Here is a 19444-nt window from a genome sequence, read left to right as displayed (position 1 = left end):
GGCTGACCGGTTCACTGCCGATCGCCTATCGAATCGTCACCAGTTGTCTCCGTAGAGAACGTCAACGGTGACTTCGATGGCGCGAGTCGCGTCGTCAACGATCACCCGGAGGATGGCTTCCTCGCCGTCCAGGTTCTCTTCGTTGGTGAGCTGGGCGCGTGTGCGCGTGAGGAGGCTTGTCGGATGGTTCAAGTCCTTCCAGTGCCCGAAGGGCTTGCGATACTCAGACATCCGGCGGACTCTCGCTGCGACGCCCGGATCAATCTTGTCCTGCTTCTCCAACTCCGCCAGAAGTCGGCCGAGGCCCATGGTTTCCCATCGGCTTGGCGCATCCGTCGCATCCATCCAGAACGGTCCAAAGCGTCCCGCCAATGCGCGCTCGCAAACGGCGTGACAGCACAGGATGGTTGCGATCCAGTTCCCCTGCACGAACGCGCTCGCAGCGGCGGCCCACGTCCACATCGCTTCCTCGCCTGCCCCTGACATCCAGAACTCGCGGCCATCCATTGCCGCCTCATACAGCCGTTCGATGTAGGCGCGGCGTTCTTCTGGACTTGCGGCCCGCGCGTCCAATGGACCAAAGACCTCGGACCATGAAAGGGCGCCGCGTGGCTCCAGCGGTTCGCTCGAATCCATGAAGTCATCCCCTCGTTGGTGGCGAGACAGGCGACGACCATTCTGGTCTCTCAAGCGGTGGGTCGCGCCGCAGGTGCTCTAGTGCCCGCCGCTGGGGATGGACTTTCGGCCAACCTGGACGAGCGAGGGGACGCCCGGTGGGCGACGGCAGAGCAGCGCGCGGCCTAGCCTGCGCGACTGGTTTCAGTCTCGGAGAGCGAGAGGAGCATCTGGGTCGCCGCCGTCAACCAAGGGTGAACCATGTCGCCCGGGATCCGTCGCTCTTCGAGTGTCGGGCCTGTCGCGTAGGCGCCGGCTCTTATGAGCAGCAGCCGGCGTCCCTCATCGTCCCAGTGCAACGCAAACTTCATCACCTTGAGCTTGCCCTTGCGTGAGGGCCTCATGAACTCGACGAGCGCGTAGCCTTCGCGTGACTCGTTCTCCGCATAGATGTTGACGCCGCGACAGTCGGGACGATCCATCATGAGTTCGCCGAGCGCCTTCGCAGCCTGGCGCAGGTGTACGCCGCGGAACCAAGTCTTCACAGATGAATCATGTCAGCCACGTCGGAGGCAAATCCCAAGCAAGACGCTGGGATTCACCGACCGCGACAGCGCAGGGCCGACTCAAGTTGCCCGCAAGCCGGTCCTGGTTTTTAGCGGCTGGCGGTGCGCGCACTCCGCCGCGACGGCTCTTGCATCTGCGACTTCAATAGGCCCGCCCGGCGATGTGCCCGATGAGGGTTCGCCAAGTGCGATGCATCGGCGCCGCGCGATCGCCGAGCCAGGAGCGGCAGGTCATGACTGGTCGTGATGTCTCAGGACGTCAGTGACAGAAGTGCGTCAACACATCGGTGACAGTTCTGGACGGGTTGGCCGCCGTTGAAGCGTCGTTCGCGGCGCCCGTCGTCGAGCCCGGCCCGGTTTGTGGACGAGGTTCGGGCGGGCGGTGTCGGTTCGGGCGGCGTTGGAGTAGTCCGGGTTGGTTCACCGGACGATCAGTGTGGCGCCCGAGGGCGAGGACGTATGGTGTTCGCTGGAAGGAGAACTAGTCTCGTGACACCTGAACCTGGAAGCGCGACGGCGGATCCTTGTTGAGCCCGGGGCGCGACACATCCCACCAGCGTGGCGGTTGCGGTTATCTCCGAGCATCCCAGGCTTCCTTCAGCTTCCTTAGGAAGCTCTCATCGCTCCCCCAATACAAGGAGACATGGGCGCCACGGTAGTAGTTCTCCAGATACTCGCGCGCGCGTCCGGCGTCGATTGTGGATTCCTCCTCGGGGTCGGCCCGAACGGCTACGTGTGTGTACGCCTCACGCCGGCGCGCATCCTCGGACGGCATCAAGCTGCGGCAGAGGACCTGAAAGTCCCACTCATCGAGGCGGAAACCAACAAACATGAGCGCCGAGTCTGACAGCCGCCGGCGCACCACCTTCGGGATGAGGTCCTGATTGCGGGTGATGCTTACGAAGGAGTTGAAATAGTCGTCCTGAGTCAGCACGAGCGAGTCGGGCTCGTCGAAGGTCCCGAGCAGGTGGTAAATCAACGGGCGCTGCGGCGTGGGCCGGTACCCGGGCTCCCGCTCGAACACCGACTCCGGCCAGTCGGCGTCTTCGTGCCAGCGGCAGAGCTCCACCTCGGGCTTGCGGCCGGCATCGCGTAGCGCGCTAGCCAGCAGGCGGGAGTGCAAGGTCGTGATATAGACAGGCGCCGGCATCTGGGCCAGCACAGAGAAGGGCTCGACCGCGTCACGCTTATGCCGCGCATTCCAGGCTGCGGCGATGACATCCTCGAGAGGGGCGTCCTCGGCGAGTAGGTCCGCAGGGAGGTCGTCGCGGTAGCGCTGGACGATCGTGTGGTGCAGGTGGCTCATGTATTCCAGGCGGGGGAAGCGCCGTGTTTGGTTGACCGCCAGGTACTGGGCGACCTGGGGCAGGCTCTCCCGGTTGTACGGCGCCATGGGGAACCTGTAGCTCTGGGCCCAGTCCCTGGCAATCTCCTGTCGGGTGCCCAGCAGCGCCTCGGCGATGCCGAATCCGATCACCGGGGTGCAATTCCCGACCTTGAGGTCGCTAATCAGCGACGGCCACCTGTCGAACCGCTCCCCGCCGGAAGCGATGCCCGGCACGTACCACAGCCGTCCGGTCTTCAGCCGCATGAACAGCGCGGGCACCCACCAGTCCGGGCGGTCGCGCACGGCCGACCGGGCGACCGCGGTTGCACGGTCCACGACCCCGTCCTCCTCAAGGCTGGCGAAGAAGACCCGGGTGAATGCGGCAGAGGTGGTCATGGAGATGTCCCCCTGCATCGCCACGACCGCGGGAACGCCGGCCTCGGCCAGCCGGGGCCCAATCGCGGCGAGCACGCCGGCGTCCTCGCTGCGCCGGTCGCCGCCCGTGCCCGCGCTCTGGGACGACGCGAGGAACACCAGCCGGGGCAGCTGGGGGAGCTCTCGCAAGTGGCTGACCAGCTCACTCCCCAGCAGCGGGGCGGCGTGGCCGTCCTCATCGACCAGCAGGAGGACCGGCTCGTCGTTGACGACGTAGCCGTGGCAGACCAGGTAGAGCACGTCGACCCCGCGGCTTACCTCATCGAGCACGTTTCCCACGGTGGGTGCGGCAGCCCCGGGCAGCGTGGTCAGCGACAGGGACCCCAGCCCGGCGCGGGCACGGGCCAGCTCCTCGTCGACGATCACGGGGGCCAATGGGCGGCCGGCGTCGATCGAGTCGAGGTCCGACGGCCCGGCCACCACAGCGAGCGCCCTCAGGCTATCCCGGGGCCGAATTCCGACGGGGCGCCAATCCTGGCTGGTCAGGTACCGCGAGAACAGCACGTTCCTGTTGGTGAGCAGTTTTGAGTGGTCGATGGGACTGCGCAGCGTCTCCCATCTCAGCCCGTGCAAGGCGGTGGCGCTGCTGCCGATCACCAGGCGCACCCGCAGCGGCACGCCTTGGCTCTGCGAGATCGCGACCGCTGCCTGGAACGCCGCGCCAGCCCCGTGACCGAACAGACCCGACCCCAGCGCCAGGCCATATTCCTCCTCGTCGTCGATGGCGGCGAGCTGCCGCGGGTCGATATCGGCCAAGAGCGGTCCGGAGACGTCCAGCTGCGTCTCGGCGTCGGTCCGGGGTAGCGAGAAACGGAGCTCCACGCTCCAGGTAACGGCGTCGCGCCGGTGGAGACCGATCTCCAAGTCGGCGTATTCATCCGCTTCGCTGTGTGGATCCGAGCCGACAGTTCCACCGGGCACGACCGGCGACATGGGTACTGCCTCTCGGGTGGCCCGCTCCTCGGCCTCTCGGGCGGCCCGCTCCTCGGCCTGTCGGGCGGCCTGCGCCTCGGCCTCTCGGGCGGCCCGCTCCTCGGTCTGTCGGGCAGCCTGCGCCTCGGCCTCTCGGGCGGCCCGCTCCTCGGCCTCTCGGGCAGCGCCGTCTAAGGCCTCAATCCGGTCCCGCTCAGCACGGGCGTCCCTTGGCGCCGACGGCGGGGAAGCCGATGGGTGCGGGGCAGTCTCTGTAGGCCCATTGCCACCCGCGATTTGCTGCAGCACAGCAGCCGCCTCCAACGAGACCGCCCGGCTGTCATCATCCGCCAAGGTCGTCAGGTGTTGGATGACGGAGGCACGGACAAAGTCGTTGCCGACACGGTGTAAGTGGGCTAGCTCGTCAACAGCGCCGCGCCGTTGCGCGGCGATCGGGCTTTCGATTACGTTCTGCAGCCGTATCGGAAGCGTCCAGTGCACATTTCGTGCAATGAAGATTCGGCCGTCAACTTCCTCCTGCTTTTTTGGCCGTTGCTGCGGCATCTCCGACACGACACGCTCGTACACGTAGCTGTACAGCTCATCCAGTGCGATCTCGCCATCGTTGTCAAGATCAGCCTCGCCGCTACGCATCGCCTCGACCAGGTAGCGGGTGAACACCGATGACATGCCAGAACCGCGCACGTCATTGCCCTCGAAGGCGTACTGGGTGGCATCGGAGGCCGTGAGCACCGCCCGCCCTTTGCCGTGGAAGCGCTCCAAGGTCTGCACTCCCTCGTCCGCTTTGGCAGCTCTGCCGGCCGGGAATGCGCCGCTGTAGCAGCAATCGAGGATCAGCACCTTGCGGCGTGACGGGGAGGTCTCCATTGCCTCGTTGAGTTGGGCGGCGGAAATTGCGGTCCACACCAGCGCCTCGCGCCGGGTGTTCGTCATCGCCAGATACAGCCGACCCTCGTCGTCCTTGAGTCCATGGCCAGTGAAGTACAGCAGCGTTAGGTCATCCCTGCGGCTATTGGTATAGAAATCCGCGATGGCCTCTCCCACGACGGAATTCGGTTCGTTGATCAGCGTGGTGACGTCAAATCCCGCAATCTCCGGATCTTCCAGCACTCCCGCGAATGCTTCCGCGTCGTGCGCCGGTGCGACTAACTGCCCTAGGCCACTGTCCGCGTATTGGTAGGACGCAATGACGAGAGCACGACGGGCGGCCATGGGTCACCCGGACTGGTGACGCTTGACGAAAGCCTTGACCAACTGGGTTTGCTCCGCCGACGTCGCGCTGCTCAGCTCCAGCGTGTCGCCATCGATCGTCACTTTGACTGTATTCCTATACGCGCCAGCGCGTCGGCCCAGCCAGTCATTGATCGTCGCGATCAACGTGGTGATGACCCCACCGCTCGCGCTGAGCGTCACGAGCCACTCGGTCATCGCCTCGACCACGGGACCCTTCGAGCCCGGCGGAGGCTCAGCGGAGGGAACGGCGTCGACAGTGGCGACGTCTAACGACCGCAGCTCGTTACGTAACTGCCGCCCCAACCGCTCCACGTACTCAGCATCCGTGTCGACGTCCGGCTCCAACACGACGTGTATCTCCACGCGCGAATGTTGCGTCAGGGTGCCGCGCGACACAAGGGACTTAAGACCAATCGCGAGAGGGCGCACACTCGAAGGGGGTCAATTGTGAGGCTGTTATGCCGCCTCGCTGTCTTCCTCATTGAGAAAGTCGAGGGCGGGATCGTCCGGCTCGCCCTCGTCCGTCGAGAGCAGCGAACAGTCAGGGTTCACCGGGCGCAGGGTGCGATCGACAATGCTCGCCGGCCCCCGGTCCACCGTTCGGTCGGATTCGATGTGGTGACCTTCCGTGATGGCAGTCGACCCGTGGCCGAGGAACGTCGCAGCCGGTCGGCGCTGTCTCCGCGCGTAATGACTGTTGCGCCCGTGCGCCGGTACCAGCGCAAGGTGATTCTCAGCCAGCTCGAGGAAGGCGCGAAAGGTTCGACGCACATTGAAGTGGCTGAGCGGCATCCCCGCCCGATTCGCGAAGATCGTCCGCTCACGGTCGCCGTAGCCTATCTGCGCGACCCGGATGACGGCGGGGTCCGCCACCTGGGCGCGCGGCGTCGAGTCTTGCTGACGAAAATCGGGTCAGCGGCCCACCGTCGCGCGCGCGAGTATGTGGGCGAGATGTGGGCAGCCGCGGAAACTCGCGGGAGATGCCGTCCTGCCGCGTCCTGATTCACCGTGAACGAGGGGCATCAGACATGATGTGAACGGTGGGGCGGGAACCCTACCTCCCGCCCCACCGCGGCCTCACAGGAGGCCCTCCCCGCCGAGCGACCCGAACTGAGCTCGGCGAGCCAACCTCCCGAGCGACCGCGCTGGGACAATGGCGGTCGCTTTCGCCGCGTGGGGCGAGGTGTCGGGTCGGGTCCCGACTCGGGGTTGTGAGGAATCGTATCGTTCTGCATACTCCGGCCGCAGTGCCCCAGAGCGGGGGTCAGGATCCGGACCGCGGGGTCCGGATCCTGACCTCACGCCGCGGGCGAGGTGTCTGCGGGCCAGTCGACGGACTCCTCCCAGCCCGAGTGACGACGCAGGTACGCCGCGATGAACGGGCACCTCGGTACGATGCGCTCGCCGCGCGCCACGGCGTCGTCGAGCACGTGCCTCGCGAGGCGGCTGCCGAGCCCCTGCCCCTCGAAGTCGGGGTCGATGATCGTGTGGATGAACACGATCCGCCCCGGCCTCAGTTTGTACTCCACGTACCCGGCGAGCGCGTCGCCGACGAACAGTTCGTACCGATTCGTCTCGTCGTCGCGCTCGACGTGCACGTTGTCGTCGGTCACGACTCGACCGAGTGGGTCGCCTCCGGCACCTGGACCGTGCGGGCGGTGTCGGCCGTCTCGACGGCGACCTTGCGCGGCTTCGCCTTCTCGCTCACCGGGATCGTGACGCTCAGCACGCCGTTGGTGTAGCTCGCCGAGATGCGCTCGGTGTCGACACCCTGCCCGAGGCTGAGCTGGCGCAGGAACGAGGCGCCCTCGCGCTCGCGGGTGATCCACTTCACGTCCTCCCCCGAGGGCAGGGTGCGCTCGGCTCGGATCGTGAGCAGCTGACCGTCGACGTCGACGTCGACCGAGCCGGGGTCGATGCCGGGCAGGTCGGCGGTGAGCACGTAGTGGTCGCCGTCGCGGTAGAGGTCCATCGGCATGCGTCGCGGCCCGCGTCGGGTCGTGTCGAAGAGCGCCGAGGCGAGACGGTCGAGGTCGCGGAACGGGTCGGTGTTGGCCATGATCTCTCCTTCCATCGTTGCGAAGTTGAGTCGTATCGACTCATGCTTGCTTCGATGATACGAGTTGAGCCACATCGACTCAACTTCTCATCAGGAGGAACGCGCCAGCGCCGGCACCATTCCTCGAGCGGGTCCGCCCATGGCGAACGCGGGCTTGGCGACGGCGGTCCGGGACTCGGGTCGCCGCGGCTGCGCGGACTCGTTCCCCATCGTCGGATGCGTCGTCACGACGAGCGCGATGAGCCAGACGAACACCAGCGCGAACGCCACGACCTCGAACACCGTGAGCGACGCGAGGCCGAGGCGGTCGTACACGATCCAGGTCCCGACCTCGATCGCGAGCGCCGCCCAGGATGTCGCGACGAGACGCCGCGGCATCCGTCTCACGAGCCACGGCGTGAGCGAGGCGAGCAGGAAGAACGCGGCGCCCGCCGCGCTCGCGAACACGTTGTGCAGCACCTCCTCGGTGTTGATCGGCACCAGCCCGACGCCCGCCAGGGAAAGGCCGATCACGGCGACCAGCACGCGCGCGGTGGCCACCGCGCCGCGGCGGGCCGCGTACTCGGCGCGCTCGAGACCGCTCGCGAGCCGCCCGGCCATCGCGGCCATCGCCCCGCCCGACAGGATGAGCGCGAGGTTGAAGCACGCCGCCGCGAAGTCGCCCGACGTGCCGAGCGTGCTGAAGTTGTCGACCCACCACTCGCCGGTCGAGGTGAGGCTCATGCTCGCCAGGCAACCGGCGGCGAGCAGCATCGCGACCATGTTGAACGAGCGGTACGCCGACTGGTGGTGCGCGCGCCGGTGGACCGTTCCGGTGACCGCCCCGAGCGTGCCCGCGAACAGCGCGCTCGCCGTGACATGGCCGCCGGGCAGCGGCGCGAACGCCTCGGCCGCGGCGCCGACGGCGAGCGCGGCGATCGTGGCCCAGACCGACGCGTTCGCGAGAGCGCCGAGTCCCGGGCTCGCCCAGACCATGCGGCAGCGGCCGCCGGGGCGGCGCCCGGACGGGACGGATGCCACGGCGAGCGCGGCGAGCAGCAGCATCGCGACCACGACGGCCGCGATCACGCACAGCGGATCGAACACGACGTGCACGCCGCGGTGGGCGCCATGCGACCCCTCCACGCCGGGCAGGACATGGACGAAGTGGAACAACTCGCTCGCCACCGCGACGGCGACGGCCGCGGCGATGGTGAGCATGGCCGCCACGAGGGCAGCATGACGGACGATCGGCGCCGGGCCGATCGCGACGGCTCGCACACCCCTCATAGCCGAACTCTCGATCGCGGGAATCAGACCGGTTCGAGCCTAGCCCGCCCCGTCGAACCCGTCACGCCCGCGAATCGGCACCCGTCCGGGATACCCGGCGGATTCACAGCGCATGCCTCCCGTTCGCGGGGCGCATGCGGCAGGCTGGGCACATGGCACGACTGGGAATCGACGCCGACGTCGACCTCGCCCGGATCCGCTCGGCTGCGCCCGACTCCTCGGCCCCCGCCGATGCCGAGTTCGCCCGGCGCCTCACCGCGCACTTCCCCACCCTCCACGGCCTGTTCCGGCGACTGTACGGCGACCGCGACGACGCGCTCGACGAGCTCGCCGGCGTGATCGCCGACGCCGCGACATCCTGGGCCGACCGCCCCGCCGACCTGAAGGCCGCCGACGCGCAGCGCGAGCAGGACAGCGGCTGGTACCTGTCGAACCGCATGCTCGGCGGGGTCTGCTACGTCGACCGGTACGCGGGCGACCTCGCCGGAGTGCGCGCGCGCATCCCCGAGTTCGTCGAGCTCGGCCTGACCTACCTGCACCTCATGCCGCTGTTCGCGGTGCCCGAGGGGAACTCCGACGGCGGCTACGCGGTGTCGAGCTACCGCGCGGTCGCGCCCCACCTCGGCACGATCGACGACCTGCAGGCCCTCGCGGCCGACCTGCGCGCGAACGGCATCTCGCTCGTGCTCGACTTCATCTTCAACCACACCGCGTCGAACCACGAGTGGGCGCGGCGTGCGATCGCGGGCGAACCCGGCTACGAGGACTTCTACCTGATCTTCCCCGACCGCACGATGCCCGACGCGTACGAGAAGACCGTGCGCGAGATCTTCCCCGACGACCACCCGGGCTCGTTCGTGCAGCTGCCCGACGGCCGGTGGATCTGGGCGACGTTCCACACCTTCCAATGGGACCTCAACTACGCCAACCCGGCCGTGTTCCGCGCGATGGCGGGCGAGATGCTCTTCCTCGCGAACCTCGGCGTCGACGTGCTCCGCATGGATGCCGTCGCGTTCATCTGGAAGCGGCTCGGCACCCCGTGCGAGTCGCTGCCCGAGGCCCACCTGCTGCTGCAGGCGTTCAATTCCGTGCTGCGGATGGCGGCGCCATCCTTGCTGTTCAAGTCCGAGGCCATCGTGCACCCCGACGAGGTCGCCGAGTACATCTCGCTCGGCGAATGCCAGCTGTCGTACAACCCGCTGCAGATGGCGCTCACCTGGGAGGCGCTCGCGACCCGCGACCCGCGGATGCTGCGCCAGGCCCTCGAGCGACGGCACACGCTCCCCGAGGGCTGCTCGTGGGTGAACTACGTGCGCGGCCACGACGACATCGGCTGGACCTTCGCCGACGAGGACGCCGCCGAGTTCGGCATCCAGGGCTACGACCACCGCCGCTTCCTCAACGCGTTCTACGTCAACCGGTTCCCGGGCAGCTTCGCGCGCGGGGTGCCGTTCCAGGAGAACCCGCGCACGGGCGACGCGCGCGTCGCGGGCACGACGGCCTCGCTCGCGGGCATCGAGGCCGGCGACGCGCACGGCGTCGACCGGGTGCTGCTCGCGCACGCGATCGCGCTGTCGACCGGCGGCATCCCGCTCGTCTACCTCGGCGACGAGGTCGCGCAGCTCAACGACGACTCGTACCTCGACGACCCGGCCCTCGCCGACGACAGCCGATGGGTGAACCGCCCGCCCTACCCCGCCGAGGCGTACGCGCAGCGGCACGACCGCTCCACGCCGGCGGGCGCGGTGTACGCCGGCCTGACCCGCCTCATCCAGGTGCGACGCGAGACCGCCGAGCTCGCGGGCGGCCGGCTCGTGCCGTTCGACGCGACGCACCCGACGGTGCTGGGTTACCAGCGGCCGGGGGCGACGGATGGCGCGCCATCCGCCTCGACGACCGTGCTGTGCCTCGCGAACGTCGGCGACGCGCCCGCGACCGTCGACGCGCTCACCCTGTCGGGCTTCGCACCCGACGCGCACGAGCTCATCACCGACCGGCAGGTCTCGCTCGAGCGCGGCATCGTGCTCGAGCCCTGTCACGTCGCGTGGTTGCGCGTGCGCGCGGCCGACGAGCCGCCGCGGTTCTGAGCGGCGCGGCGCCGCGCCATCCGCTCAGGGACCCGCGCGCCGGCCCATCTTCAGCACCGGCGCGACGTAGCCCGAGCCGTGGTCGAGCTGGTAGTCGAGGTTCACGGCCGCGTTGATCAGCGCGAGGTGGCTGAACGCCTGCGGGAAGTTGCCGAGCTGCTCGCCCGTGAGGCCGATCTCCTCGGCGTAGAGCCCGAGGTGGTTGGCGTAGGTGAGCATCTTCTCGAACACGAGCTGCGCCTCGTCGAGCCGACCCGACCGCGCGAGCGCGTCGACGTACCAGAACGAGCACAGCGTGAACGTGCCCTCGGAGCCGCGGAGGCCGTCGGGCGACGCGCTCGGGTTGTACCGGTACACGAGGCTGTCCGAGACGAGCTCCTCGTCCATCGCCTCGAGGGTCGACATCCACAGCGGGTCGCGTGGCGCGATGAAGCCCATGAGCGGCATCAGCAGCAGCGACGCGTCGAGCACGTCGCTGCCCTCGTGCTGCACGAACGCGCCGCGCTTCGGGTCCCATCCGGTCTCCATGATCCGCTCGTAGATCTCGTCGCGCACCTCGGTCCAGCGGGCGGTCGCGGCCGGCCGGCCGCGGGTCTGGGCGATGCGGATGCCGCGATCGAGCGCGATCCAGCACATGAACCGGCCGTACGTGAACGGCTGCGGTCCGCCGCGAGTCTCCCAGATGCCCTCCTCGGGGGTGTCCCAGTGCTCGCAGACCCAGTCGAGCATGCGGCGGGTCTGCGTCCAGCCGACGTGTGGCAGCTCGAGCCCGTGCGTGTCGGCGAGGTGGATCGAGTCCATCGCCTCGCCGTAGATGTCGAGCTGGAGCTGGTCGGCCGCGCCGTTGCCGATCCGCACGGGCGCCGAGCCCCGATATCCCTCGAGATGGTCGAGGGCCTCCTCGGACAGGTCGGACGAGCCGTCGACGCGGTACATGATCTTCAGCGGGCCGGAGGTCTCGCCGACGCTCTCGTGGATGCGCTCGAGCAACCAGGCGACGAACTCCTCGGCCTCCTCGGTGTAGCCGAGTCCGAGGAGGGCGTACACCGAGAACGAGGCGTCGCGGATCCAAGTGTACCGGTAGTCCCAGTTGCGCTCGCCGCCGACCTGCTCGGGCAGGCCCGCGGTCGGCGCGGCGACCAGGGCGCCGGTCGGCGCGTACGTCATCAGCTTCAGCGTCATGGCCGACCTCGCCACCATCTCGCGCCAGCGGCCCGTGTACGTCGAGCGGTCGTTCCACTCCCGCCAGTAGCGGCGCGTGTCGGTGAACGTCGCGAACAGCTCGTCGAGCGGCACCTGCCGAGGCTCGACCCCGCCCGACTCGAGCATGACGCCGGTCATCTCGCCGGCGTGGAGCGTGATGGTCACGCGCACGCCGTCGCCGTCGCGCGAGATCTTGCCGGCGCGCTCGCCGCCGCGCATGATCGGATCGCCGACGCGGTGCAGCGTCAGCGTGAGGTCGTCCGAGACGAACTGCGCGCCGACGCCGACCGGGACCAGGCGGTGCGCTGCGCGGCCGTAGTCGAAGCGGGGCTGGATCTCGCCCTCGAAGGTCATCGTCCCGCGCACGACGCGCACCATGCGCACGAGGCAGTGCGTGTCGGTCGCCTCCTTGCCGGCGACCGGCATGAAGTCGATGACCTCGCCGACGCCGTCGGCGGTGAGGAAGCGGGTGATCAGGATCGCGGTGTCGGGCAGGTAGAGCTGCCGCGTCACGTGATCGGCACCGACCGGCCGGATGCGGAAGTACCCGCCCTTCTCGGCGTCGATGAGCGAGCCGAACACGCTCGGCGAATCGAACCGCGGGCAGCAGTACCAGTCGATCGTGCCGTCCGTCGCGACGAGCGCCGCGGTCTGCAGGTCGCCGATCAGGCCGTGCTCGCTGATGTCCGGGTAGTCCGTCGCCCCCATGCGTGTCCCCTTCCCCCTTCGGGGATGCTGGCACGGGCGGGCGGGGCGGGGCAAGCATCGCGGGCTGCGGATGCTGCGGGGCGGATGCTGCGGCGGGAACGACGAAGGCGGCCCGCTTTCGCGAACCGCCTTCTTCTTCCGCGCGCCCGGAGGGACTCGAACCCCCAACCTTCTGATCCGTAGTCAGATGCTCTATCCATTGAGCTACGGGCGCATGGGATGTCGCCTGCGCGATCTTCGCTCATCAGGCAACCCCGTTACTTTATCCCACGCGACGCTGCGGCGCCAATCGAGCGTGACCGCCGGGCGCGTCCTCCACCCGCGACGCCTGCGGGAGTACGTTCACGACATGAGAGTCGTGTTCACCGCATGGCTGGTCGGCATCTTCGCCGGGCTCGCGTACATGTTCGCCGTCATCATCGTCGGGAGGTAGCGCATGCGCGTCAAGCAGCACCTGCTCAGCCTGTTCTTCGCCGCGATCTTCCTCATCGCGCTCGCGCTGCAGTCGGTCGCGGGGCTCGCCGTCACGAACGAGGAGAACGCCGTCCACGGCGAGCCCGCCGTGACCTGGCTCGACTTCGTCACGTCGTCGGACTTCGTGGTCGACGTCGCGGAGAACTGGCAGTCTGAGTACCTGCAGTTCTTCCTGTTCATCCTCGCGACGATCTGGCTCATCCAGAAGGGCTCCCCCGAGTCGAAGCAACCCGGCGAGGAGGGCGTCGGCTCCGACGAGGAGCAGCTGGTCGGCCGGCACGCGCGCGCCGACTCGCCGAAGTGGGTGCGCGCCGGCGGATGGCGGCTCTGGGTCTACAGCAACTCGCTGCTGCTGACGATGGGCACGATCTTCCTGCTGTCGTGGGTCGCGCAGGCGTTCGCCGGCGCCGTCGTCTACAACGAGGAGCAGCTGCTGCACGGACTGCCCGTCATCACGACCGGCGAGTACGTCCTCTCGGCCGACTTCTGGAATCGCACCCTGCAGAACTGGCAGTCGGAGTTCCTGGCCGTCGGCAGCATGGTCGCGCTGTCGATCGTGCTGCGACAGCGCGGCTCGAGCGAGTCGAAGCCCGTGGGAATGCCGCACCACGTCACGTCGGCCGAGGGTTGAGCCCGCGGCATCCGTTCGGCATTGCCTCTATCCCTTGGGTCCCGTCGACGCGACCCCGGGAGGAAGAGGATGCCGATCGCGACCGGGGGTGGCGGTTCTGGTGTCGGTATGCAACCCTCCTCCCGAGCGTCCGGACCCATGTCAGTCCACCCTCCGCCCGGGCACTAGCATTCCGCATATGGGCAAGCTCATCTACAACTCCTCGAATCGCGAGATCGAGATCGAGGACCGCACCCTCGCGCACCTGCGCGTGGCCATCATCAACAAGCTGCGCCGCTCCGAGAGCTTCGCCATGACCTGGGAGCACGGCATCGAGCACGGGAGCGGACGCACCACGCTGTGGCTGCACGAGTCCATCCCGCTGCAATTCGTGTTCAGCGGCAACCGCCCGCCCAAGCTCAACCGCCTGTGGATCGAGCAGATGCTGCTCTCCGCGAACAGCACGTCGGGCCTGCAGTACATGCCCGAGCCCACCGAGGACGAGCCGTTCGAAGTCGAGTAACGACGGCGGGATGGCGCGCCTGACGCGCCATCCGATCGCTGTCGTTCAGTCGACCGCCTCGATCTGCGTCTCGATGAACGCGAGGTCGGCGGCACCCAGCCGGTCAGGCGGTTCGGCGCCGGTCCGGTCCCGGATCTCGCCGCGCACGCGCTCGGAGATCGGGGCCGCCGGATCCGCGAGGATCTCGTGCTTGGCCTCGATCGACAGGTGCGGCCACCACCGCTCGGCATCCGTCGTCTGATCACCCATGGCGCACCCCCGAACGTCGCCGTTTCCCTACCCCCGTCGTACCAGCCGCCTCGCGGGCCTGCAACCCCCTCGACCCCTCGGATCGAGCGTGCCTACCGTGGCCGGGGCGCGCAACCGTGCGCGCTTCGAAACGGAGGTCCAACATGAGCACGACCGTCACCGCGGATGCCGAGGTCGACGTTCCCGTCCGCGTCGCGTACGACCAGTGGACGCAGTTCGAGTCGTTCCCCCACTTCATGAGCGGCGTCGAGTCGGTCCGCCAGATCGATGACACGACCACGCACTGGATCGTCTCGATCGCCGGCGTCACGCGCGAGTTCGACGCCGACATCTCCGACCAGGTGCCCGACGACCACGTCGCGTGGCGCAGCACCAGTGCCGAGGTCCACCACCGCGGCCGGGTCGACTTCCGGCCGCTCTCGGCCGACCGCACCCGCATCGATCTCACGATCGAATGGCAGCCCGAGGGCTTGGTCGAGAAGGCCGGGGCCGCATTGCAGCTCGACGACGCGCAGGTCAAGCGCGACCTGCACCGCTTCACGGAGTTCATCGAGAAGCAGGAGGTGCCGACGGGTGCCTGGCGCGGCGAGGTCCACGGCGGTCGCGAGACCGCGTCGAGCAGTTCGGCGGGCACGGATGGCACGCCCCGAACCGCCGGGAGCGCCGGCTCGGTGAACCCGCCCACGAGCGAGGGCGTGATCGGAGCCGACCCCGACCTCCGGGCGTAGTTCCGCCGGTCGAACGCGAGCGGGCCTCGGCGCTATGCCGGGGCCTGCTCCGCGGCCGGCTCCACGATGAGCGGGTCGGCCGTCGGGATGTCGAGCACCTCGGGAACGAGCTGGATGCCGCCCGTGGAGTTCGCGGAGCGCATGAGCTCCTCGATCCACGCGTGGCTCAGCTCGGGCGGCTCGGGATCGTCGAACACGAACCGAAGTGGGATGTTGGGGTGGAGCCACAGAGTGCTCCGACCCGTGGGCTGCTCGTCGGGGTGCTTCCACGAGACCGTGAACGACTCGCCGCGCCGGAGCTTGGTGATGATCGCGACCTTCAGGTGCGCCAGCGCCCGATCCTCGATCCCGATCGGCGTGCCCGCGTCGCCGTAGAACAACGTGCCCATGCATCCGACGATAGCCCCGAACGAGGGGCTTCGGTGGCCGGATTACGGGCCCCTGCCGCGTGCGGTGCGCGGGTCCGGACGCGGCCGCCCGCGGACACGCCACGGCGGGCGGCTCCCGAGGGAACCGCCCGCCGTGAACAGCCGGGGTGGAGTCCGTCAGACGGCCTTCTTCCCGCCGAGGTAGCGCACCAGGAACACGATGGCAGCCAGCGCGAGCAGCACCAGGCCCACCCACAGCAGGAACTGCAGCGACTGGACGGCTCCACCGGTGATGAGGAGCACGATGGCGATGACGGCGATGATGGCGATGAGGATGTTCATGATCTCTCCTTCGGTACCCGTCTCGTGGACGGTGAGCGGCCCCGCCCGGGCGGGCGTGACCTCCGAGGCAGCCTGTCGGCCTCGTGCTGACGACCGTAGGGCCCGGCGGCGCGCAACGGCGAGGGGTTGACCCCCATTCGCGGGGCATGCTACTCGCGGGCGGGCGCACCGCACCACGCCGGCGTGCCGCACGGCGGAGCGGGCCGCGGCATCCTGTCAACCCATCGCCCCGCGAGGCGGACGCGCGTAGCGTTGCCGACGCTGGACGATCCGGACGAACGAGCGCGAGGAGGATCCGTGACCGACCACCTGACCGATCCCACCACCAAGCACACCGCCGAGCCGTTCCCGAGGCAGGAGCAGCAGCCGCCCGGACTCACGCCGGCCATGTCGCCGCAGCCCGACCACGGCGAGCACAGCTATCGCGGGCACGGCCGGCTCGCCGGCCGCCGCGCGTTGATCACCGGGGGCGACTCGGGCATCGGCCGCGCCGTGGCCATCGCGTACGCGCGCGAGGGCGCCGACGTCGCGATCTCGTACCTGCCGTCGGAGCAGGCCGACGCCGAGGAGACCGCCCGGTGGGTCGAGGACGCCGGGCGAAACATCGAGCTGCTCCCGGGCGACCTGCTCGACGAGCAGTACTGCATCGACCTCGTCGACCGCACCTGCGACGCGTTCGGCGGCCTGGACCTGCTCGTGCTCAACGCCGCGCACCAGCGCGACCGCGGTGGCATCGACGAGGTGCCGACCGAGGACTTCGACGCCGTCATGCGCACCAACCTCTACGCGACGGTCTTCCTGACCCGCGCCGCCGTCCCGCGACTCGACGCCGGCTCGTCGATCATCACGACGTCCTCGATCCAGGGCTTCGACCCGTCGTCGCGGTTGGTCGACTACGCCATGACGAAGGCGGCGCTCGTGGCGTTCACGCGGGCGCTGGCCGAGGAGCTCGGGCCCCGCGGCATCCGGGTCAACTCGGTCGCGCCCGGCCCGATCTGGACGCCGCTCATCCCGGCGACGGGCTGGCCCGACAAGCTGCCGAAGTTCGGCCAGGACACGCCGCTCGGTCGTGCCGGGCAGCCCGCCGAGCTCGCGGGCGCGTACGTGTACCTCGCCTCCGACGACGCGTCCTACACGTCGGGGGCGATCCTCCCGGTCACCGGGGGCAAGCCGCTCTGAGCCCGCGGGCGCACGAGCGGAGACGAGGAAGGAGCAGGCAATGCCGAAGGATCGACGCGGACAGTCCTCGCTGAAGGACCCGGAGCTCTACGAGGAGCTCCGCAAGGACGGCGCCTCCAAGGAGAAGGCCGCCCGCATCTCGAACGCGGCCGCCGCACGCGGTCGCAGCTCGGTCGGCCGCAAGGGCGGGAAGTCCGGCGACTACGAGGACTGGACCGTGCCCGAGCTGAGGAAGCGCGCGAAGGAACTCGGCCTCACCGGTTACAGCGGCAAGCGCAAGGGCGAGCTCATCAGCGCCCTGCGCAACCACTGAGGGGCAGCGGATGCCGCGGCTGCGACGCGTCGAACCGTACGCGTCGCCCGGCATCACGCGCCGCCGAAGCGGCCGCGGCTTCACCTACCGTCACGCCGACGGCTCCCACGTCGACCGCGTCGACCGCAACCGCATCGCCGACCTCGCGATCCCGCCCGCCTGGGAGGACGTCTGGATCGCCGAGGCGCCCAACGCGCACATCCTCGCCGTCGGCGTCGACGCGGCCGGCCGCCGCCAGTACCTCTACCACCCGGTGTGGCGCGAGAAGCAGGACATGGAGAAGTTCCTGCGCATGACGGCGCTCGCCGAGGCGCTGCCCGCCGCGCGTCGGAGCGTGCGGCGCGACCTCGACCTCGAGGGGCTGCTCCGCGAGCGCGTGCTCGCCGCCGCGTTCCGCACCCTCGACCTCGGCGCCATCCGCATCGGCTCCGAGGAGTCGCTCGCGACGGCCCGCAGCCGCGGGCTCACGACGCTGCTCGTGCGCAACGCGCGGCTCGAGGGCGCGGACGCGGTGCGGCTGAAGTTCCGCGCCAAGGGCGGCATCGCGCAGAACCTGGTGCTGCAGGATGCCGCGCTGGCCGCGTTCGTGCGCGGCATGGAGGGCCGCTCGCCCTCGTCGCGGCTCTACGCGCACGAGCTCGGCCGCCGGATGCGCCCGCTCGGTCCGGTCGACGTGAACGAGGACATCCGCCTGCGCACGGGCGGCGACTTCACCGCGAAGGACTTCCGCACGCTGCGCGGCACGATCGCCGCAGCCGACCGGCTCGCGCACCTCGGCGCGGCTGGCACGAAGCGTGCGCGCGCGGCATCCGTTCGCGAGGCGATCGAGCATGCCAGCACCGTGCTCGGCAACACGCCCGCGATCGCCAAGGCGAGCTACGTCGACCCGCGCGTGGTCGAGGCGTACGAGCATGGCCGGCTCGTGCGCCTCAGCGGCCTCCGCGAGACCGCGCTGCTGCAGCTCCTCGTCGACGACGCGGGCGAGTGACGCGGACGGGAAACCTCCCGAAACGCACATCCCGTACGCAGGCAGCGCCCGTAGGCTTGCGTCATCTGCAACGGGCGTTCGCCCGTGACACACCGGCTGGGAAGTCGACGACGACAGGCCGGGATCATCACGACCATTTCCTCAGCCGTACCCGCGCGACTCGGCGCGGTGCGGACCACCGTCCCGCGCGGCGACCGTCCGGGCGTCACCAACAGCTACTCGGCACTCTCGCAGGTCATCAAGGAGAGCGGGCTGCTGCGGCGCACGCCCTGGTTCTACGCCCTCCTCATCGGCGGGCTCACGCTCGCACTCGGCGGTGCCGTCACGGGCTTCGTCCTGCTCGGCGACTCCTGGTACCAACTGCTCATCGCGGGCGCGCTCGGCATCATCCTCACCCAGTTCGCGTTCATCGCGCACGAGGCGTCGCACCGCGCGGTGCTCGCCTCGGGCAAGGCCAACGACCGCGTCGGCCGACTCGTCGCCACCGCCGTCGTGGGCATCAGCTACCAGTGGTGGATGACCAAGCACACCCGGCACCACGCGAATCCGAACCGCGTCGGCAAGGACCCCGACATCGAGTTCGACACGATCTCGTTCACCGAGGAATCGGCGGCGAAGCAGCGCGGCCTGATCGCGTGGATCACCCGACGCCAGGGCTGGCTGTTCTTCCCCCTGCTGCTCCTCGAGGGCATCAACCTGCACGTGACGTCCATCCGCTCCCTCTTCGAGCGACGCGCTGTCCCCGGCCGCGTGCTCGAGCTCGGGACGATCGCGCTGCGCCTCGGCCTCTACGTGGCGGTGGTGTTCTGGGTGCTGCCGCTCGGCATGGCGTTCGCGTTCCTCGGCGTGCAGCTCGCGGTGTTCGGCGTGTACATGGGCGCGTCGTTCGCGCCGAACCACAAGGGCATGCCGCTCGTCCCGGCCGACGCGAAGCTCGACTTCCTCAGCAAGCAGGTGCTCACGAGCCGCAACATCACGGGCCGCTGGACGGGCGCGCTCATGGGCGGGCTGAACCACCAGGTCGAGCACCACCTGTTCCCGAGCATGCCGCGACCGCACCTCGGCCGCGCACGCGAGATCGTGCGCGAGCACTGCCGATCGCTCGGCATCCCGTACACCGAGACGACGCTCGTCGACTCGTACGCGATCGTGATCCGCTACCTGAACCGGGTCGGGCTCGCCGCCCGCGACCCGTTCGACTGCCCGGCCGCGGCGCAGTTCCGGCGCCGCTGACG

General features: G+C 69.2%; 20 protein-coding genes and 1 tRNA gene. 8 read left to right on the top strand and 13 right to left on the bottom strand.

Annotated features, from left to right (window positions below; translation table 11 throughout):
• Nucleotides 1-36: 36 nt before the first annotated feature.
• From AC3RKB_RS07365 to AC3RKB_RS07330, 8 genes are all read right to left on the bottom strand, one after another.
• On the bottom strand, nucleotides 37-636 hold the full coding sequence (locus AC3RKB_RS07365) for a hypothetical protein (RefSeq protein ID WP_491435449.1): 600 nt from the start codon (nucleotides 634-636) through the stop codon (nucleotides 37-39).
• Nucleotides 637-800: 164 nt separating this feature from the next.
• Nucleotides 801-1160, bottom strand: a complete 360-nt coding sequence (locus AC3RKB_RS07360) for a hypothetical protein (RefSeq protein WP_491435448.1) — start codon at nucleotides 1158-1160, stop codon at nucleotides 801-803.
• 592 nt (nucleotides 1161-1752) lie between these two features.
• Nucleotides 1753-5088, bottom strand: a complete 3336-nt coding sequence (locus AC3RKB_RS07355; RefSeq protein WP_491435447.1) for a caspase, EACC1-associated type — start codon at nucleotides 5086-5088, stop codon at nucleotides 1753-1755.
• Nucleotides 5089-5091: 3 nt separating this feature from the next.
• Nucleotides 5092-5472, bottom strand: a complete 381-nt coding sequence (locus AC3RKB_RS07350) for an effector-associated constant component EACC1 (protein ID WP_491435446.1) — start codon at nucleotides 5470-5472, stop codon at nucleotides 5092-5094.
• 93 nt (nucleotides 5473-5565) lie between these two features.
• The gene (locus AC3RKB_RS07345) at nucleotides 5566-5982 is read right to left on the bottom strand and encodes a hypothetical protein (protein WP_491435445.1); all 417 of its coding nucleotides are present in this window, start codon (nucleotides 5980-5982) and stop codon (nucleotides 5566-5568) included.
• Nucleotides 5983-6407: 425 nt separating this feature from the next.
• Complete coding sequence (locus AC3RKB_RS07340; RefSeq protein ID WP_491435444.1) at nucleotides 6408-6722, bottom strand: GNAT family N-acetyltransferase; 315 nt, start codon at nucleotides 6720-6722, stop codon at nucleotides 6408-6410.
• Entirely contained in the window at nucleotides 6719-7168 is a 450-nt protein-coding gene (locus tag AC3RKB_RS07335) for an Hsp20/alpha crystallin family protein (protein WP_491435443.1), read from the bottom strand. The genes AC3RKB_RS07340 and AC3RKB_RS07335 overlap by 4 nt, the downstream gene beginning before the upstream one ends.
• A gap of 90 nt (nucleotides 7169-7258) precedes the next feature.
• A complete protein-coding gene (locus tag AC3RKB_RS07330; protein ID WP_491435442.1) occupies nucleotides 7259-8437 on the bottom strand; it encodes a hypothetical protein in 1179 nt (392 codons plus the stop codon).
• A 152-nt stretch (nucleotides 8438-8589) separates the two neighbouring features.
• Between AC3RKB_RS07330 and AC3RKB_RS07325 the strand changes: the two genes are divergently transcribed.
• Nucleotides 8590-10524 carry an alpha-amylase family protein gene (locus AC3RKB_RS07325; RefSeq protein WP_491435441.1) on the top strand — a complete coding sequence of 645 codons (1935 nt, stop codon included), beginning with the start codon at nucleotides 8590-8592 and terminating at the stop codon, nucleotides 10522-10524.
• A gap of 24 nt (nucleotides 10525-10548) precedes the next feature.
• Here AC3RKB_RS07325 and AC3RKB_RS07320 read toward each other — a convergent pair whose 3' ends face one another.
• A complete protein-coding gene (locus AC3RKB_RS07320) occupies nucleotides 10549-12435 on the bottom strand; it encodes a glycoside hydrolase family 15 protein (RefSeq protein WP_491435440.1) in 1887 nt (628 codons plus the stop codon).
• Nucleotides 12436-12576: 141 nt separating this feature from the next.
• A tRNA-Arg gene (locus AC3RKB_RS07315) sits at nucleotides 12577-12649 on the bottom strand.
• A 222-nt stretch (nucleotides 12650-12871) separates the two neighbouring features.
• Between AC3RKB_RS07315 and AC3RKB_RS07310 the strand changes: the two genes are divergently transcribed.
• Nucleotides 12872-13540: a DUF6766 family protein gene (locus AC3RKB_RS07310; RefSeq protein WP_491435439.1), complete on the top strand. Its 669-nt coding sequence runs from the start codon at nucleotides 12872-12874 to the stop codon at nucleotides 13538-13540.
• A 178-nt stretch (nucleotides 13541-13718) separates the two neighbouring features.
• On the top strand, nucleotides 13719-14042 hold the full coding sequence (locus tag AC3RKB_RS07305) for a DUF7882 family protein (RefSeq protein ID WP_491435438.1): 324 nt from the start codon (nucleotides 13719-13721) through the stop codon (nucleotides 14040-14042).
• 45 nt (nucleotides 14043-14087) lie between these two features.
• Here AC3RKB_RS07305 and AC3RKB_RS07300 read toward each other — a convergent pair whose 3' ends face one another.
• On the bottom strand, nucleotides 14088-14291 hold the full coding sequence (locus tag AC3RKB_RS07300; protein ID WP_491435437.1) for a hypothetical protein: 204 nt from the start codon (nucleotides 14289-14291) through the stop codon (nucleotides 14088-14090).
• 143 nt (nucleotides 14292-14434) lie between these two features.
• Here AC3RKB_RS07300 and AC3RKB_RS07295 point away from each other — a divergent pair, with 143 nt between their 5' ends.
• Nucleotides 14435-15019: an SRPBCC family protein gene (locus AC3RKB_RS07295; protein ID WP_491435436.1), complete on the top strand. Its 585-nt coding sequence runs from the start codon at nucleotides 14435-14437 to the stop codon at nucleotides 15017-15019.
• Nucleotides 15020-15051: 32 nt separating this feature from the next.
• On the opposite strand, the gene AC3RKB_RS07290 is transcribed toward AC3RKB_RS07295, so the two are convergent.
• Both AC3RKB_RS07290 and AC3RKB_RS07285 read right to left on the bottom strand, forming a co-directional pair.
• Nucleotides 15052-15408, bottom strand: a complete 357-nt coding sequence (locus tag AC3RKB_RS07290; RefSeq protein WP_491435435.1) for a DUF7882 family protein — start codon at nucleotides 15406-15408, stop codon at nucleotides 15052-15054.
• A 156-nt stretch (nucleotides 15409-15564) separates the two neighbouring features.
• On the bottom strand, nucleotides 15565-15729 hold the full coding sequence (locus tag AC3RKB_RS07285) for a hypothetical protein (protein WP_491435434.1): 165 nt from the start codon (nucleotides 15727-15729) through the stop codon (nucleotides 15565-15567).
• 297 nt (nucleotides 15730-16026) lie between these two features.
• Here AC3RKB_RS07285 and AC3RKB_RS07280 point away from each other — a divergent pair, with 297 nt between their 5' ends.
• The 4 genes from AC3RKB_RS07280 to AC3RKB_RS07265 all read left to right on the top strand — a co-directional run bounded on the left by AC3RKB_RS07280 (nucleotide 16027) and on the right by AC3RKB_RS07265 (nucleotide 19442).
• Nucleotides 16027-16908, top strand: coding sequence for an SDR family oxidoreductase (locus AC3RKB_RS07280; protein ID WP_491435433.1), 882 nt, complete (start codon nucleotides 16027-16029; stop codon nucleotides 16906-16908).
• A 40-nt stretch (nucleotides 16909-16948) separates the two neighbouring features.
• Nucleotides 16949-17221 (top strand): DUF7218 family protein, encoded by a 273-nt coding sequence (locus AC3RKB_RS07275; RefSeq protein WP_491435432.1) that lies wholly within the window; start codon nucleotides 16949-16951, stop codon nucleotides 17219-17221.
• A gap of 10 nt (nucleotides 17222-17231) precedes the next feature.
• Entirely contained in the window at nucleotides 17232-18209 is a 978-nt protein-coding gene (locus AC3RKB_RS07270; protein ID WP_491435431.1) for a DNA topoisomerase IB, read from the top strand.
• A gap of 168 nt (nucleotides 18210-18377) precedes the next feature.
• Entirely contained in the window at nucleotides 18378-19442 is a 1065-nt protein-coding gene (locus AC3RKB_RS07265) for a fatty acid desaturase family protein (RefSeq protein ID WP_491435430.1), read from the top strand.
• Nucleotides 19443-19444: the final 2 nt, after the last annotated feature.

Source organism: Agromyces capsici, from assembly GCF_058349965.1.
This window is presented reverse-complemented; position numbering and strand designations above follow the sequence as displayed.